Here is a 15,995-nt window from a genome sequence, read left to right on the forward strand (position 1 = left end):
TTGAATCCAGGCATTGGGATTCTCCGGATCCGAGATCATGGACACAGTCGTTGCTCCGAGCTGAAATTCCTCGTACAGTTCACGGATGGTGGAGGTTCTCTTTGACCACGACATCGGACTAATCGCCTCCTCCCGGTTCAACGACGGTACCGTCGACCGCGACAGTCTTATCTGAGCGGATTTCCACGTCGCGGCCATCGTAATCGAAGGACACGGAAATTTCGTCGGTCGATGACTCGAACAAAACGATGAGCGCATCGGGGTCGAGTGCGTCATACAGCGGCATTGGGAGGTCGTCCCAGTCTACACCGTATACTATCCCGAGAGCTTTCAGGACTGCATGAAACGGCCAACTCCTGTCCTGTTGTTCGCTTGTTTGATTCATACTGCCCTTAGTACCTCTGACGGCCTGGGATCATCTTCTATATACTTAGAGTACCGCGTGACAGGGCTATAACTGGATATATACGATTACGTGGGTACCTCGAACCAGCGCCGAGTGTCGAGCATTTTTTCCCGTCGCTAAGGAGTAAATATTGACTTTTGAAAACATATCCGACGGTTCTTTTACGTCGTCATAGAGAAGATATACGCTACCACCGCACATACTAGGAAGGGCGATGAGCGATTCAATACACCAATTAGTAGAAATTCCCGTGGACGGAGTCGAACTCGAGGGGGAACTCATCGTTCCGGAGGGTGCAACCGGACTCGTCGTATTCTCCCATGGGAGCGGAAGCAGCAGGAAGAGCCCACGGAACAACTACGTCGCTTCAGTCATCCGTGAACGAGGGGTAGGAACGCTACTCTTTGATTTGCTCACAGAGGAAGAGGATATGACCTACGAGACTCGATTCGACATCCCATTGCTGACTGAACGCCTGACTAAGGTGACCGAGTGGCTTGAACAGGAGAATGCAACCAAGAACCTCCAGTACGGGTACTTCGGATCGAGTACGGGTGCAGCTTCCGCACTTCGAGCGGCAGGACAAATCGGCCCGACTGCAGATGCGGTCGTCTCGCGTGGCGGGCGCGTCGACTTGGCAACAGACGTTTTAGATCAGGTAGCGGCTCCCACGCTGTTTCTCATAGGGGGACGGGATTATCAGGTACTCGATCTCAATCGCGAGGCATACGAGAGGCTTCAATGTGAGAAGAATCTCGAAATCATCGAAGGGGCAGGGCACCTATTCGCAGAACCGGGTGCGCTCGAACATGTCGCGGAATTGGCCGCCGACTGGTTCGAGATCCACCTTAGCTAACGAATTCTACAACCAATTAACTGAACACGAACATCCGGTCACTCATCGAGCCCATCGGAAGATTTTTGTGAGTGTCAAGGTGACACAACTTTCTCCAAATGCGGAGCATCCGACCTACTCTCAGTAGGGCGGCGACTCCCACTCGATGACGCCGACGAGGTTGTCCATTTCGTCGGTGAGGAGTACCATGAGATCGTCGAGTGTGACGATTCCGACGATCTCACCATCGTCATCCACGATAGGCAACCGTCGAACCCCTTTTTCGTACATCGCCGCAGTCGCTTCGAGAATTCCTTCGTCAGTTCGCACTGTCGTCGGTGTCTCAGTCATGACATCTGCAGCGGTCACTTCTGACGGGTCACGACGCGGTTCGAGAACCTCTAACACGAGATCGCGATCCGTGACGATTCCGACCGGGCGATGGTCGTCTTCAATGATGACGCTGCCAACGTCCTCTTCCTTCATGACGGTGGCGAGATTCCCCACTGACTGATTTTGATGGGACGTCATTACATCCGTTCGTGCAACATCCTGTACTGTCATTTTCTCCCCCAAGCTAGAATGAAGACGACCGAGGGGGATAATGGTATCGGAGAATGAATTTCTAACTGTTAGTTTCGGTTCACTCACCCAGCGACGAATATGGGAACATCACGGTCGTCGGTTATTTGCGACCCTTCTTTGATTATACTGGCGAACAGTGATCTCATAGCTACCATGACGAGAATCCTGCTCGACCTACAACATTCTCTCGCCAGTACGGAGGTGAATGGAAAACGATACTACCAGAAGTCGTTCTGAGAATCCCTTCGCGCCGAATTCCGGTACACAAATCGAGATTTGGAGTCGGTTCTCGAAGCGAATCTGCGTCATTCTTCACAATCGTTTATTATGGTGCCTCACTAGTTGCTGTTCGGGGGGCATAATGTCCGAAAACGAGTCTGACACTATCGAGGCACGGCTACCAGAGCAAGAGTACTACAGACCACCACCTGCATTCGTCGGTCAAGCAAACGTCAGTGACCCAGCGATCTACGAGCGATTCGGCGAGTATCCGGAGGGGTTCGAAGAATACGCACAACTCTTGGACTGGGATGACCATTGGGACACGGTGCTTGACGCGAGCGATCCACCCTTCTACCATTGGTTCAACGGCGGTCGACTTAATGCGTCTTACAACTGCGTGGATCGACACCTGGATTCGTACGCTGATAAAACAGCCCTTCTCTGGGAGGGTGAACCAGGTGAGACGCAGCGAATCGCGTACCAGGATCTTTATCGACGGGTCAACGAGTTCGCTGCGGTGCTACGGAGTGTCGGTGTGACTGAGGACGACATCGTCACGCTTCATCTCCCGATGGTACCTGAACTACCGATAGCAATGCTTGCATGCGCTCGGCTCGGTGCGCCACACAGTGAAGTGTTCGCCGGATTTACCGCACCGGCGCTCGCCGACCGGCTCGCGGATGCAAACAGCCAATACCTCGTCACGATCGATGGCTACCATCGCCGGGGGGAGTTCCTCGACCACAAACGGAAAGCTGATTCGGCACTCGAAGACGGCTCTGTCGATATCGACACAGTCCTCGTTTTTACGCGTGAAGACGAACTCCATCCCGATACAAAGATGGAAGATGGCCGAGACGTCCTTGTTGCCGACCGATTAGACGAACATCGTGGCGACCGTCTCGACCCGATCTCCCGTGACGCCGAAGACGTCCTCTTTCTCATGTATACCAGCGGAACAACTGGGAGGCCAAAAGGCGCACAACACGGTACTGGTGGCTACCTAAGCTACGTTGCGGGAACCTCGAAGTACCTCTTTGACATCCATCCGACGGACACGTACTGGTGTTTTGCCGATATCGGGTGGATTACCGGACATTCCTATATCGTGTACGGGCCATTGGCGATCGGGGCAACATCGGTTCTGTACGAAGGGGCGCCAGATCACCCACACAGAGGACGAGTCTGGGAAATCGCCGAAAAGTATAATGTCGATATCTTCCACACATCACCGACCGCTGTCCGTATGTTCATGAAGTGGGGTGAGGAACATCTCCAGCCCTACGACTTCAATTTCAAACACCTCACGACCGTCGGCGAGCCGATGCAACCGGAAGCGTGGCGCTGGTACTACGAACACGTCGGAAATGAATCTGCAGTGATTGTCGATACGTGGTGGCAGACCGAAACAGGTGGTGTAGTGATCAGCAATCTCCCGGCGCTGGCCGATATGAAACCTGGCAGCGTGGGCCAGGCGATGCCGGGGATTTCTCCGGCAATCCTTGATGGGGCGGGGAACGAGATTGAACCGGGTAGTGGAACGGCAGGCTATCTCGTGCTTGAACGACCATGGCCCGGGATACTTCAGACGCTCTACGAAGACGATGACCGATATTTGAGCGAGTACTGGAAGAAGTTTTCCGACACGGACAGTGACGACTGGCGGGATTGGGTATACAGGGCAAGTGATAGTGCGGTTCAGGCCGCAGACGGCTATTACCGCGTTCTCGGGCGGATCGACGACGTGATGAACGTCGCTGGACACCGCTTAGGAAGTATGGAACTCGAGAGCGCCATCGTCGAAGTTCCAGAGGTGGCCGAGGCGGCCGTCGCCCCACGCGACCATCCTGAAAAAGGACAGGTGCCGGACGCGTATGTCGTCCTGAAGGAAGGGGTTGAGTCGAGTGAGGAGATTCGCAGTGAGGTAATCGACGTTGTCAGTGAGGATATCGGGAAGTTCGCACGTCCAGGTAACGTCGAATTCGTCACCGTTCTCCCCTACACCCGAAGTGGAAAGATAATGCGTCGACTCCTCGAAGAGATCAGCAACGACCGGGAACTCAGCGACACGACTACACTCGAAGACTCGAGCGTCCCCGAAGAGATTCGGAAACAGGTTCAGGGGAGCTGAGATACCACACCGAATTTCCACGATACGAATATCGATTGTTCGTTTTTCGCACGTCGATACTCGATCGAGAGTTCGAAAGCGTTTGTGAAGTTCGTCTACAAGTAGGACGACAGATCCTACAACTAGGGCCACCAGTACTCCAGCAGCCGGCGGCAGTGCCTGCCGAAAAATGCTTGTAAGCGGCTCAAAATTGCAACCTAAAAATATCTACTCAATTTTCTCCTGCAAATATTGGTGAGTGTACGTGGAAGTTTGAAATCGGGGACGTTCGTACCAGCAATTATGCAGACAATCGGACGGCCATCGAGCAGGAGTCGGCGTGTGACGTCCTCTCAAAACATGGAGACATCCAAAATTTGGTATCGTTTGATAAACGTTGCTGTCGATAGGTAGGTGATGGAGGGACTACTCTGGTCCACGCTGATTGCCATCGTCGCCACCGCCGTCATCTGGAAAGGGAGCGGGTGGCTCGAGGACGCAAGCGAACAGTTAGCCGCGTACTACGGTTTACCCGCCATCGTACAGGGGGCAATCATCACCGCCGTCGGTTCGAGTTTCCCGGAGCTATCGAGTACCGTTCTTTCGACGCTACTACACGGAGAGTTCGATCTCGGAGTCGGTGCCATCGTCGGATCAGCAATATTCAACATTCTCGTAATACCGGGGGTGAGCGGATTGGTTACCGACCGGTACACCTCGAGCCGAGATGTCGTCTACAAGGAGGCGCTATTTTACATGCTCGCCGTGGCGGCGCTCCTCCTGACCTTCGCGCTGGCGGTTATCTACAATCCACTCGGTGGTGCCGACCTTACTGGAGAAGTGACACGACTACTCGTTCTTCCGTTGGTCGGTCTCTACGGGCTCTACGTCTTCATCCAGTATCTCGATTCTCGAGAGTACGGCATTCCCCAGGTGACGAGCATCCGGGTGGGTCGAGAGTGGATCCGTCTCATCACGAGTCTCGTCGTCATTGTCGTCGCCGTGGAGGGGCTCGTCCGGGCCGCACTCACCTTTGGCGAGGCGTTTGGAACACCACCGTTCCTGTGGGGATTGACGATACTCGCCGCGGCGACGAGTCTCCCGGACGCATTCGTCAGCGTACAGGCCGCCCGTAGGGACGAGGACGTCACCAGCCTCGCGAATGTGCTCGGTAGCAATACATTCGACCTGCTGGTGGCAATTCCGGCAGGTGTGCTTATCGCCGGGGCAGCACCGGTCGATTTCGCGCTCGCCGTTCCGATGATGGGGGTGCTGGTCGTCGCGACCGTACTACTGTTTTCGTTCCTCCGAACGGAGATGGAATTGACCACGTCAGAGGCGTACAGCTTGGTCGTCGGCTACGCCCTCTTTCTCTGCTGGATGATACTCGAAACCACCGGCGTCGTTCGGACGCTCCCCGGGGGCTAACCGCTCGACACTCCGTCGTGATAGAAGACGATAGCGGTGGGTTAGATCCAGTCGTTGAATTACATCGGAGCTCCCCGTAGAAGAATAGGATCGTAAGTAGGTAAGAATATGCTTTGCTGAGCCGCCCTCTGCCGTGCGCTGCCACGCATCGTTCCCATTGGGACTACCGTGGGCGTTCCACTTCCGCTTATAATTTCAGGCGACAGTAAATTTGACCGACTAACTCATGAAGAGTGAATTGGCTAGAATCCAGCTGTCTCATTGTCCCATGTTGCACTAAGCAGATGTGGACACATCCAACCTCGAGTGAACGACGCATGAATGCTGGCGACCGGTGATGCAGACAGCGATAAACCGTAGCGAAAACTTCGAAAGTCGCCCGTTTGAACCTTGATCTGCTCGTAGACCAGCGAGTAGACGATCTGCATTAACAACAGTTATACAGGAAAAAGAGACTTTCTGTGAGATCCACTACCGCTTAAAATACAGTAGCAGTGCAAACAATCACGGCTCACGCTATCGATTTGTTAAGGATGGGGTGCCAGGCGGTTCGAAATAGTGATTCCACCTTTTGAATGGTTCAGGGTGTGCGTTTTACAACGGATATTGTTAACATAATTGATAATTTTTATCAGCGGCCGGCATCAACACAGAGTTGATGAGCTATCGAACAGAGAAATTAAAGACAGCACTAGGATTGCTCGGGGCGAATACCGCTACAGCTGGGCGATCAAATCAAACAGAAACTCGATTCGGCACCGCATCCAACGAACGATGAGCGATGACTCTCGACGTGCTCGCTTTGCCGATTCAATTATTTTTGTGATTCTTGGGACAGTGTTTGCAACGTGGGCAGTCCGTATTCCCGCAGTGAGTTCTACGTATGGGCTTTCTTCCGGTGATATTGGCATCGCGTTGTTGGGATTAGCCGGTGGAAGTATCATTGGTCTCATGACCAGTGGGGGACTTGTCTCACGCTATGGGGGACAGCACGTCATCCGGGCAGGGTTGTTTGTCTACTGTCTCACACTCCCGTTGATCACGTTCGGTGACGGGTTCACGACCCTGATTGCCATTCTTGTCGTTTTCGGGTTCGGCAAGGGATTGATTGACGTCGCAGCAAATGCACAGGGTGTCCGCATTGAGCGCAAATATTCGGGCCAGATCATGGGCAGCTTCCATGGCCTCTTCAGCGGTGGTGGACTGCTTGGTGCAGGAGTGGGCGCCATCGCAACTGGTCTCGGGCTTTCGATCCGAACACACTTCATGCTCGTCGGCATTTCGCTGCTAATCGTCGGCATTGTAATTAGCTTGGGGCTGCTCGCTGGCACCAGTAGTTCGGCATCGGGACCGGCCTTTGCACTCCCATCTCGGAACCTTCTGGGATTCTGTGCAATTGGGTTTTGTGCACTCTTCATCGAGGGTGTCGGCAACGACTGGAGCGCAGTGTTCCTTGAGAATGCTGCTGGCGCTAGCCCGACGGTTGCAGCCCTCGGCTTTGCGGTCTTCTCTCTCATGATGATGATCGGTCGCTTCTTCTCCGACCGGATTGTCGGTCGCCTCGGAGCACGACAGTTTATCCGTGTGGTTGCAGGAATCGCGATTGCTGGGATTGTCCTGACGCTCGTCGGCGAAACAATCATCTCGCTCATTGGCTTTGGCCTACTTGGAATTGGCCTCGCAGGGATCATGCCGGTTACACTGAGTTTAGTTGGAAATCATGATTCGACAACCTCAACCGAGACAGCGGTCGCTTCCGTCTCAACGGCCGGTTATGGTGTATTTGCTGTTGGACCAGTGGCGATTGGGCTGATTACCGAGGCAACATCACTACGCGTAGCGTTTGTTCCGGCATTGATGCTTGCTGTTTTCATCATGCTGCTCACCGTTACACTCCCAACAATTACACGCACTGCCCACGAGGAAGCAGCAGCATAAACATTGTCTGTACTTTCCAAATAGGCTATGAATCAGTTGAGTCAGCGATCTGCTCAATGATGAACCGCTTGGCAGCAATGTCTTCCTTGGTCGCTCCGCGTCCGCCAATTGCGTAGCTGCGATCATCGGTTGCAAACCAAATACGCGCTTCCGCAGCGAGTTCGATGAGTGATGCGGGACTTTCATCTTCTCGGGATCCGGTATACTCAACGTCGACGAATTGCCCCGTGAGATCACATTCTTGACCGGTATGAATGAACGTTCCTTTCACTCGACCGGTAATCGATGCCCCTCGATCGAGTGCCGGCTCTACCTCGCGAATACAATCCGTGATCTCGACAAATGAGTAGGGCGGCTCCTCACTCCGATCGTCATAGATCACTTCGTAGACTTCCCAGAGGCGAGTGAGGTAGTACCAGTGAAATACGTATGCAGTCGTATAATCATCGACGATAACACCGTACTCATTGGAGAGCGTGTTTTGAGTAGCGTAGCAAGCGCGCTGACGATCGATCAAGAGAACAAACGGGTCTGGAAGATCGCGTCGGCGCACTTCGGTGCAGACGTTCGCAAACTTGGAATGATCGAACGGCAACGCCTCATCGGGAGGGACATGAAGTGAAAGCTGGATACAGACACCACGTTTGTGAGCATCCTCTAATTCCGTTCGAAGTCTCTGGAATTGCTTGGGTGTGGCCGCCAGTTGGATGTGATCTTCGGCCATCTCGATATTCTCACGGGCATGTTTAAACACCGTTCTGAATTGTCGCACGAGGCTTACACTCCCCTCTTCGATCTCTGGTGCTTGATATCTCGTTTCGATCTCGTCAATTGCTGTTTCGTATTGTTGGACGGTCTCTCTCAGTCCCGAGAGTGCTTGTGCTGGATCGTTTACCCGGGCATAGAGGCGATCGCGGTCATAGGTAGTCACGTACCCCTCATCATCCAGTGCTCAGAGCACGTCATAGATGCGCGGTTGGGGGACACCACTGGTACTCGCGATTTCACTCGCAGGTGCCGAGCCGAGTTCAAGTAGTGTTGTATAGGCGTCGGCTTGATATGGTGAGAATCCAGCATCTTCAAGGATAGTATGAAATTCGTTGGGATCCATCTGTACCGGAGTATTTGGGACTCCTCAACTTATATATCGGCCATCGAGACACCATGCTGGAGCAAATTTTCTCTAACTAATTTACATATGCCGATAACGTACCACTACCTGTACATAGGCTTAATTAGGAACCCTGGGATTGTTCCACTTCTGCTTATACTGCCCACAGGAAGTCAACCACCCAAAATCACCGATTTTGGAAAATCGACCTTACCGCTGTCGCACGTTCTACTTCGGTTATCAAATCAATCACTCATCTTGAAACAGGGCGAAGTTCTAGAAATCAGACTGACTTGTATCCAATTGTTCGCCAGTGTCGAACAGAACGACAGTTTCACCGACGTTTAGCGCCCTGACTTGAACAGATATTCTGGATCGAACACCCACCGATAGCGCGGATGAACCACGTCTGCCACGGCGACCCAAATGCGAGCGGCGGAACCACAGCGGTGAGAATCGCCAATGCGACTACTACAGGCGTGTAGTAGCCCGCGAACCGACCGACGAACTGCTCTTTTTCGGTCTTCTTCTCTTGGGCGCCCTGAACCATCTCGATGATTCGCGACAGCGTTGAGTCACCTGCAGCGGAGACGACGTCTATCTCCAGATATCCCTCCTCGTTGATACTCCCGGCATACACCTCATCTCCCATCGTTTTATCGACAGGGACACTCTCACCAGTGATCGGAGATTCATCAACAGCACTTTCACCGTCGATGACTTCGCCGTCAAGTGGAATCTTCTCTCCGGGACGGACAATAACAGTCTCGCCGACCTCTACATCGTCGGCTGGTACGGTCACCTCTTCGCCATCCCGGCGGACAGTCGCCTCGTCCGGCGAGAGTTCCATCAACTCGCGAAGCGAGTTCCGTGCCCGATCCATCGAATAGTCTTCAAGCAGCTCAGCAATGCTGAAGAGAACAGCCAGCGTCGCGGCTTCAACGAAGTAGCCGATGCCCGTCGCAGCGAGAATCGCCGTCCCCATCAGAAGATCGATATCGAGACTCCGATTCCGTGCCGAGTAATACCCACCGCGCATGACCGGATAGCCGCTGACTGCGATTGCTACAAGGAATGCCCCATCAGCGAGCGTAAGTGGGTAATTAAGGACGCTTGCAATGGGGAGATTCTGGCTCGTGAGGACGAATTCGAAGAGAAGCCCAAATGTGACGAACACTGCACCAATCCACGTTTTGATCGCCCGTGAACTCGTCCAGATCTCTGATGGAGGCGCGATCGCCATCTCGCCGCCAGTCGCTTCCGTGGAGTCACCCTGGTCGTCAACAACCTCGTAGCCTGCGTTCTCGATGGCCGCAACGACGTCAGCTTTCGCGACATAGTCAGGGTCGTAGGTGACCGTGGCCGTCCCTGTGGTCGGTTGTAAGGTGGTCTCGATGATGCCCTCCACACGCTGGAGACTATTGTCGACCTTCTGTGCACAGGACGGACAGTCCATTTCCGGGACCTTGAGACGGACAGAAAGCTCTCGTGATTGCCCGTTACCTATCTGCTCAGTCGTCGCGTTATCTGTCATTACATAGAGATAGGGCAGTCAGTTCGATAAGCCTTAGTTGGAATATTCCAAACGCAAAGAAACGGTGTCAAACCGGAGTCGACGGCCCATCTGCCATCTGTTCACGAGAAACGTGCTGTTTTGCTAAATGTTCCTCTGCACGTCGAAGCCGGTAGGTAAGCGTCGATCGTGGCACATCAAGATGCTCCGCGAGTTCGCCGACGTCGATGGCCCGTGGTGATTGGTAGTAGCCATGCTCAACGGCAGCTCGAAGTGCAGCCTCTTGTTCTGGCGAGAGTTCGCTCGCCTCGTCGTCTGCACCGTGTGTCGAGACAGAGGTGTCCGCCGTCCGAAGCATTTCCATGTGTGCACAGTCGCCGACAGCATCATCAAGCTCAGCGAAGAACGTAGCGACGTCTCCGTCCCCCGAATGGATGATGCGCCATGTATAATGACGGCTCTCGTGGCGTGTATCGAACAACAAGCCGTCTCCAAGGTGTTCACGTGCGATATGGGGAACGGATGAGCAGTCAGGAGTGCGTTCCCAATACGAGTAAAGGACGAGTGTATCATCGGTGTGATCGAGAACCTGTGTAGATTGAGTAGCACCGTAATATTCGGTTGCAAGACAATCCGCATAGTAGTCAGCGGTGAGAAATGCGTCCTCGATGTCAGTGAGGGCGTCTGGCGTTCCAGTGGCATAGTCAACTCGCCAGAGGCGCTCCGTCGTAGCGTGTAACGAGAGTGAGCGAATCCGAGCGTCGTGGTGGGTAGCGAGCGTATCTGCTACTTTGTTGCACCCAGGCTCATACTCAAGGGCGAAGACGAGTTCACGCATACTGGTAATGTAGGGATCGTCGAAGTATAACAGGTGGGTTCCACTACTCTTGGTGCCGTTAATGTAGTCAGATGCTGTCGTCAGGATCGTGAGCGTCCTTCATCCGTTGAGCTTCGGCAGCATATTGTTCCCGCAAGTCAGGGTCATCAACACTGCCGAGATTGTCGGAGTTGGCATCAACAGCTGCCGTCGTATCACGGGTATCGGTGAAGGAGGTAAGGGCTCGTTCCTTTCGGAAATACTGTGTACCGTCTGTTGTGGCGTAGGTGAGGATGATAAGATTCTGCTCGTCGTCTGAGTACGTTCGTTCCACTAACCAGACACGGATACTGTCGGCCATCTCATTTGACATGGTTCAGTGTTCTTGGTGGTAGACGTTAAACACTGGCGGCTCTCAACAATACGACGTTAGCGCGAACAATCTCGTCGCGTGTTCCACGACCACTGCGAACCAGTACCTCTACGACGGTCGGGAGTTGTTCGGACAGTTCTGCGAGACGACCGACGAAATTGCCCGCCTACAGTCGAAACTCCGAGAAGGGCGCTACAGTTCCAATCGGATTCGACGGCTGTACCAACAGCGGACGAAGCGCCGTGACCACGCACAGAACGCGCTGGTGTGTGACCTCGTTGAACGGTTGTACGACGAGGACGTGGCGACGGTGTACGTGGGCGATTTGACCGACGTGTTGGAAACGCACTGGTCGATCAGGGTGAACGAGAAGACGCACAACTTCTGGGCGTTCAAGAAGTTTATCCACCGTCCCGCGTGTGTCTGTGAGGAGTACGGTATCTCTCTCAAAGCCGAGTCAGAAGCGTGGACGAGTAGACGTGTCCCGAGTGTGGTGACCACGAGGAGACGGTTCGCCACGAGGATACGCTGACGTGTCCGTGTGGAATTGAGGGTCACGCCGACCTCACAGCGTCAGAGACGTTCCTTCGAGAAAACATCGATTGCAAGCGGTAGTTTTCTTAGTTCACGTATCTCTCTTCGTGAGGATGAAGCGGTATGGTTGGGGTTAGTATAATATACTAATCAACTGCTGTTCACTTCGTTACACCTCTCTGGCCGACTACTTGTGTCGAAATTTCTCGCTAGCGCCACTACGTGCTCCAAGCGGTTCGTAGATGAGGACGGTATTGTTACTCCGGACGGTGACGAGATAGCCCTTGACCGTGAATCGCACCTCAACGTCGCTCTGTTTCGATGCACTTGCTTCGATGATGTCTTCGAGCGCATCTGGATTTACGTATTCGTACAGCGAGAGCGTGGTCTGGCCGGCTGCTGGCTCGATCACGTCAATGAGTGCCCTAACGAGACCAGTAACAAGCCCGAACTCGATGATTCGAGATCGATCGTCTCAGAGGCGATCAATGCATATTGTGGTGGTGGACTCGGTTCAGAGTGATCTGGGGTGGAACCGAACCAGCTGGTCGTTTGCGTCGTCAGTGATTCAATGTTCACACTTTCCTTTAGTTCTTCAAATAGTTGAGTAACGGCCCCTTACCCCAGAATTTACTGGATTGAAAGAAAACAGCACCAGAAATCGAGTGTGATGAACGCAGTCCGGTTATTTGACCAAGCTATATAATAAAATCAATCTATGTCTGACGAACTTATTTCATCTTTCGGCTCATTGGTGAAGATAGGCTCTCACGGCAACCCACACGACGCCATACTCTGATGCCATCACCTGACAGTATCGCCGTGGGTGACCGTGAGAGCTGACGTTCCCTCCCAAGATTCCTTTCCGACGGATTGAGTAGATTCTGGCACCGAGCGATCGTTGATGCCGACGTTTCACCGGAGATGAGCGCGAATGGGGCGTACTAACGCGACGTATCGTGATTTGCTCCAAGCGATGGAGTCTCGATGGCAGGAGTATTGGCAGGCACTCCGCCACGCTGACCAAGCTGTGTTTGATCAGCTGTTCGAGTATGCTCGTGCCCATGCTGACGCGAGACCGGACGCATTAGAGTGAGTGTCTTACTACCGCTTTCGAGCGCGGAACTAATAAGGCTCTGCCGTGCAGTGAACGTACCCAAGACGGCGGGTGTATCCGTGCTACTCGCTCCCGTCGGTCGCTCCTTGAGAAAGGGGGCTTACCCGCCTGCAGTTCAGATAATTTATATGATATTTTTCAATCTTTTTGCCAAAATCCTTTAGCCACCCTGTGTTATTGCTATTGGTGAGTGCTAGGTAGTTTGGTTTTGACCAGAACAATGGTCGATATCATATCGTAGGACACCGAGCTACCGTGCACTCTTGAGAAAGAGAGATAGCGAACTGATAACTCTCCACATTTCTCTCTTTCACTCCTTCGTTGGTTAGCTCGGCATCTCTTCTCCATCGATGCTGGTCAGTTTCGTTTCGACAGCGGTACGCAGAACCAGGCCTCAAGCTTCGACTTTCTGGGCGCAAGAGTGGCAAGGCAGTCCTCTCACGATCCGTCTTTAGTGACTGGATATCTGCTGTACCATGATTTTCTCCCTGGCTGCTGAACAGTGACTGCTGAGATATGCTGTTTGTTTAATACTATCTATGGCAACAAGAGCTAAATTCACCCACGACGTAAGTTAGCAATTACCATGATTGATAGAGTCGAGAACGAAGTTGAGATGGTAACGCGACACCTCCGAATCATGCAGATGGTCATCGAAGACGAGCCAATTGGTATCGTAAAAGTCTCAGATGAAACTGAGTATCCTCGTCATAAAGTGCGCTACTCATTCCGAACGCTTGAAAATGCCAATTTAATCGAGCCAACCAAACAGGGGGCCATCACTACTGCTCAGACCCCCGATTTCGTTGATGATCTCGAAGACAGAGTTGACGATATTGAAGACACCTTAGACGGCATGGTGATCAAGGTATGAGAAAATAAACTGGACTATTATTCACTCCACAGTAGCCGTACAACCATTCCCACTATGCGTCACCGGCGATCCAATATGAATATCGTGTGGTAGTACCGCTGATGGATGCTTTCCAGCACACGTTTTAGCATCAATGATTTCCTCTAACCTTCTTTGGGATCGGTATCGTATGCGATTGAGACCAATGAACCCAGTGCTAATCGGGTATGGTGAAACGAGCGTCGGAGAGTCACTCGACTGCAGATACGAAGAGCTGAACATGTGGGCGACACGCGAAGCATTGCGTGACGTCGATCTCGAACCAGACGATATTGACGGACTTATTGCGACTGCACCCTTTCGAACGGAACGGTTTCCACTCCCTCGACTGATCGAGTATCTTGGAATCGCTCCACTCAATTTTGCAGAACTCACCGGCGTAGGTGGTGCATCCCACGTGAACTCGATTCACCGAGCGACTAATGCGATTGAAAATGGACAGGCTGAAACGATCCTCGTTGTCGCCGCAGACGCTCTTCATTCTGATATCGGACCACGAACTGTTATCGAAGAACTATCAGACAGTGTCAGCGAGTTCGAGGAACCCGCAAATATTGTCCCGTCGCTCTACGCCCATGTTGCAAACTGGCACCTCGATACGTTTGGGACAACCCGGAAACAGCTCGCCGAAATCGCAGCCATCGCTCACGAGCACGCGTCGCTGCAGCCTGCGGAACGTGCACACCGACAGGAAGCGAAATCAGCTGATGAGATTCTCGACGCTCCGATGGTTGCAACTCCGTTGACTGCAGATCAGTGCGCTCTAATCTCCGATGGCGGAGCGGCATTCATCGTAACCACTGAAGAAAATGCCGCCGAGCTCGATCAAGTACCAGTTCAATTGACAGGGTTCGGCGCACGACATACCCACGACCACATCTCTCAGATGCCATCGTTCGAAGAGACGGGAGCGGTAGAAGCAGGACAGCGAGCAATGGCCGAAGCAGCCGTCGATCATGCTGATATCGACGTCCTTCAAATATACGACTGCTTTACGATTACCGTCCTTCGGATCCTCGAGGATCTTGGGTTCTGTGAACGTGGAGACGGTGGCGACCTCGTTGACAGTGGTGCTCTTCGATTAACTGGAAAGTGGCCACTCAACACTCACGGCGGGGCGCTCGCCCAAGCACATCCAGGAATGCCCTGTGGGATTTTTCATATTACCGAAGCAATCCGTCAGCTACAAGGCCGAGCCGAAGCGACGCAAGTCGAAGACGCATCGACGGCGCTCGTCCATGGAAACGGGGGAATCTTCTCAACGCAAGCAGTAGCGATCCTCGAACGAGGTGAGTGTCATGCCGACTAACAAGCCGATTCCGACATCGACGACCGAATACGAACACCAATACTGGCAGCGCGTGGCTAACGGTGATGTCTGCATTGCCCACTGTCAGGCATGCGACCACGTCTATCATCCTCCACGCCGATACTGTCCAGACTGTTACTCCGACGAGTGGGAGTTCGAGTCAATTGCAGGCACTGGAACGGTGTACGGTTATACTAGTATTCACCGTCCAACGCAGCGATTCGCATCAGACGCTCCGATCGTGTCGGCTATCATTACGTTAGACGAGGGTCCACGACTCATGGGACGTGTTGCGTGTGATTCTGAAGCAATTGCGGCCGGACGCCGGGTTCGTCTTGATACGTCGAGACTCTCCTCGGACAATGTTCGTCTCACCTTCAAACTACTACCGAAGTAAGCAACTCAGCAAATCAATTTCTGCAAAGTGGATCAGTGAGTCTGAATCCGCGATCGCAATAACGGCTTTTCGAGAGTTCGTGGATCGCGGCCATCGTCTGGCGAGCGAGTTCTTGCTCACGTCAGGAACCCGTTCGGCCATCTCCTCCATCACCCGATAGCCGTCGTTCATGTACGCACAGCCATAGTGCGTTGCAACCTCTCGATAACCCAATCGTGCGACCATCACGTCATTTGTCTTGGCAACATTCTTCGCGTGTTCGAGGACGTTGAGGTACTTGTCCTCGACTTGTTGGCTCTCTGCTCGCTTTTCCCGGAAGTTCACGAGTTCGGTGTTTTATTCTGAGCGCTGGACTGTCTCGAAGAGCTGACGGCCTGCATTTGCTGC

At 53.1% G+C, this 15,995-nt stretch carries 16 protein-coding genes and 2 pseudogenes; 9 read left to right on the plus strand and 9 right to left on the minus strand.

The window, feature by feature from the left end; all coding sequences use genetic code 11:
- Positions 1 to 118 precede the first annotated feature (118 nt).
- A complete protein-coding gene (locus ACN2TU_RS18695) occupies positions 119 to 385 on the minus strand; it encodes a HalOD1 output domain-containing protein (RefSeq protein ID WP_435157475.1) in 267 nt (88 codons plus the stop codon).
- A gap of 235 nt (positions 386 to 620) precedes the next feature.
- On the opposite strand from ACN2TU_RS18695, the gene ACN2TU_RS18700 reads away from it, so the two are divergent.
- On the plus strand, positions 621 to 1,262 hold the full coding sequence (locus ACN2TU_RS18700; protein ID WP_435157477.1) for a dienelactone hydrolase family protein: 642 nt from the start codon (positions 621 to 623) through the stop codon (positions 1,260 to 1,262).
- Positions 1,263 to 1,382: 120 nt separating this feature from the next.
- Here ACN2TU_RS18700 and ACN2TU_RS18705 read toward each other — a convergent pair whose 3' ends face one another.
- Positions 1,383 to 1,805: a CBS domain-containing protein gene (locus tag ACN2TU_RS18705; RefSeq protein WP_435157479.1), complete on the minus strand. Its 423-nt coding sequence runs from the start codon at positions 1,803 to 1,805 to the stop codon at positions 1,383 to 1,385.
- A 382-nt stretch (positions 1,806 to 2,187) separates the two neighbouring features.
- Between ACN2TU_RS18705 and acs the strand changes: the two genes are divergently transcribed.
- The 3 genes from acs (at position 2,188) to ACN2TU_RS18720 (ending at position 7,524) form a co-directional block, all read left to right on the plus strand.
- Positions 2,188 to 4,179: an acetate--CoA ligase gene (gene acs / locus ACN2TU_RS18710; RefSeq protein ID WP_435157481.1), complete on the plus strand. Its 1,992-nt coding sequence runs from the start codon at positions 2,188 to 2,190 to the stop codon at positions 4,177 to 4,179.
- A gap of 396 nt (positions 4,180 to 4,575) precedes the next feature.
- Positions 4,576 to 5,586: a sodium:calcium antiporter gene (locus ACN2TU_RS18715; RefSeq protein ID WP_435157482.1), complete on the plus strand. Its 1,011-nt coding sequence runs from the start codon at positions 4,576 to 4,578 to the stop codon at positions 5,584 to 5,586.
- Between the two features lie 774 nt (positions 5,587 to 6,360).
- Positions 6,361 to 7,524: an MFS transporter gene (locus tag ACN2TU_RS18720; RefSeq protein ID WP_435157483.1), complete on the plus strand. Its 1,164-nt coding sequence runs from the start codon at positions 6,361 to 6,363 to the stop codon at positions 7,522 to 7,524.
- A 25-nt stretch (positions 7,525 to 7,549) separates the two neighbouring features.
- Here the strand turns inward: ACN2TU_RS18720 and ACN2TU_RS18725 are convergent, their stop codons facing one another.
- From ACN2TU_RS18725 to ACN2TU_RS18745, 5 genes and pseudogenes are all read right to left on the minus strand, one after another.
- Positions 7,550 to 8,455 (minus strand): TrmB family transcriptional regulator sugar-binding domain-containing protein, encoded by a 906-nt coding sequence (locus tag ACN2TU_RS18725; RefSeq protein ID WP_435157484.1) that lies wholly within the window; start codon positions 8,453 to 8,455, stop codon positions 7,550 to 7,552.
- A 21-nt stretch (positions 8,456 to 8,476) separates the two neighbouring features.
- A complete protein-coding gene (locus ACN2TU_RS18730) occupies positions 8,477 to 8,635 on the minus strand; it encodes a helix-turn-helix domain-containing protein (protein ID WP_435157485.1) in 159 nt (52 codons plus the stop codon).
- A gap of 388 nt (positions 8,636 to 9,023) precedes the next feature.
- Positions 9,024 to 10,169 (minus strand): annotated as a pseudogene (locus ACN2TU_RS18735) (heavy metal translocating P-type ATPase); the annotation flags it as partial.
- A 67-nt stretch (positions 10,170 to 10,236) separates the two neighbouring features.
- Positions 10,237 to 10,986, minus strand: a complete 750-nt coding sequence (locus ACN2TU_RS18740; RefSeq protein WP_435157486.1) for a helix-turn-helix domain-containing protein — start codon at positions 10,984 to 10,986, stop codon at positions 10,237 to 10,239.
- 67 nt (positions 10,987 to 11,053) lie between these two features.
- On the minus strand, positions 11,054 to 11,338 hold the full coding sequence (locus ACN2TU_RS18745) for a DUF7967 family protein (RefSeq protein ID WP_435157487.1): 285 nt from the start codon (positions 11,336 to 11,338) through the stop codon (positions 11,054 to 11,056).
- 52 nt (positions 11,339 to 11,390) lie between these two features.
- Between ACN2TU_RS18745 and ACN2TU_RS18750 the strand changes: the two are divergent.
- Positions 11,391 to 11,941, plus strand: a pseudogene (locus tag ACN2TU_RS18750) (transposase); the annotation flags it as partial.
- A 118-nt stretch (positions 11,942 to 12,059) separates the two neighbouring features.
- Here the strand turns inward: ACN2TU_RS18750 and ACN2TU_RS18755 are convergent.
- On the minus strand, positions 12,060 to 12,284 hold the full coding sequence (locus tag ACN2TU_RS18755) for a HalOD1 output domain-containing protein (protein ID WP_435157488.1): 225 nt from the start codon (positions 12,282 to 12,284) through the stop codon (positions 12,060 to 12,062).
- Positions 12,285 to 12,806: 522 nt separating this feature from the next.
- Between ACN2TU_RS18755 and ACN2TU_RS18760 the strand changes: the two genes are divergently transcribed.
- The 4 genes from ACN2TU_RS18760 to ACN2TU_RS18775 all read left to right on the plus strand — a co-directional run bounded on the left by ACN2TU_RS18760 (position 12,807) and on the right by ACN2TU_RS18775 (position 15,608).
- Entirely contained in the window at positions 12,807 to 12,968 is a 162-nt protein-coding gene (locus ACN2TU_RS18760) for a DUF8156 family protein (RefSeq protein ID WP_435157489.1), read from the plus strand.
- Positions 12,969 to 13,575: 607 nt separating this feature from the next.
- Positions 13,576 to 13,863 carry a hypothetical protein gene (locus ACN2TU_RS18765; RefSeq protein ID WP_435157490.1) on the plus strand — a complete coding sequence of 96 codons (288 nt, stop codon included), beginning with the start codon at positions 13,576 to 13,578 and terminating at the stop codon, positions 13,861 to 13,863.
- A gap of 184 nt (positions 13,864 to 14,047) precedes the next feature.
- Entirely contained in the window at positions 14,048 to 15,211 is a 1,164-nt protein-coding gene (locus ACN2TU_RS18770; protein ID WP_435157491.1) for a thiolase family protein, read from the plus strand.
- A complete protein-coding gene (locus ACN2TU_RS18775) occupies positions 15,201 to 15,608 on the plus strand; it encodes a Zn-ribbon domain-containing OB-fold protein (protein WP_435157492.1) in 408 nt (135 codons plus the stop codon). The genes ACN2TU_RS18770 and ACN2TU_RS18775 overlap by 11 nt, the downstream gene beginning before the upstream one ends.
- On the opposite strand, the gene ACN2TU_RS18780 is transcribed toward ACN2TU_RS18775, so the two are convergent.
- Positions 15,597 to 15,932 (minus strand): hypothetical protein, encoded by a 336-nt coding sequence (locus ACN2TU_RS18780; RefSeq protein ID WP_435157493.1) that lies wholly within the window; start codon positions 15,930 to 15,932, stop codon positions 15,597 to 15,599. The two genes, ACN2TU_RS18775 and ACN2TU_RS18780, sit on opposite strands and share 12 nt — an antisense overlap.
- Positions 15,933 to 15,995: the final 63 nt, after the last annotated feature.

Source organism: Haladaptatus marinus, assembly GCF_051194195.1.

Bases quoted from the DNA above. Each gene is read 5' to 3' on its own strand.
- ACN2TU_RS18775 (WP_435157492.1), top strand. From the start codon at position 15,201: ATGCCGACTAACAAGCCGATTCCGACATCGACGACCGAATACGAACAC.
- ACN2TU_RS18700 (WP_435157477.1), top strand. From the start codon at position 621: ATGAGCGATTCAATACACCAATTAGTAGAAATTCCCGTGGACGGAGTC.
- ACN2TU_RS18720 (WP_435157483.1), top strand. From the start codon at position 6,361: ATGAGCGATGACTCTCGACGTGCTCGCTTTGCCGATTCAATTATTTTT.
- ACN2TU_RS18705 (WP_435157479.1), bottom strand. From the start codon at position 1,805: ATGACAGTACAGGATGTTGCACGAACGGATGTAATGACGTCCCATCAA.
- ACN2TU_RS18770 (WP_435157491.1), top strand. From the start codon at position 14,048: ATGAACCCAGTGCTAATCGGGTATGGTGAAACGAGCGTCGGAGAGTCA.
- ACN2TU_RS18740 (WP_435157486.1), bottom strand. From the start codon at position 10,986: ATGCGTGAACTCGTCTTCGCCCTTGAGTATGAGCCTGGGTGCAACAAA.
- ACN2TU_RS18730 (WP_435157485.1), bottom strand. From the start codon at position 8,635: ATGGATCCCAACGAATTTCATACTATCCTTGAAGATGCTGGATTCTCA.
- ACN2TU_RS18760 (WP_435157489.1), top strand. From the start codon at position 12,807: ATGGGGCGTACTAACGCGACGTATCGTGATTTGCTCCAAGCGATGGAG.
- acs (WP_435157481.1), top strand. From the start codon at position 2,188: ATGTCCGAAAACGAGTCTGACACTATCGAGGCACGGCTACCAGAGCAA.
- ACN2TU_RS18715 (WP_435157482.1), top strand. From the start codon at position 4,576: ATGGAGGGACTACTCTGGTCCACGCTGATTGCCATCGTCGCCACCGCC.
- ACN2TU_RS18765 (WP_435157490.1), top strand. From the start codon at position 13,576: ATGATTGATAGAGTCGAGAACGAAGTTGAGATGGTAACGCGACACCTC.
- ACN2TU_RS18745 (WP_435157487.1), bottom strand. From the start codon at position 11,338: ATGTCAAATGAGATGGCCGACAGTATCCGTGTCTGGTTAGTGGAACGA.
- ACN2TU_RS18695 (WP_435157475.1), bottom strand. From the start codon at position 385: ATGAATCAAACAAGCGAACAACAGGACAGGAGTTGGCCGTTTCATGCA.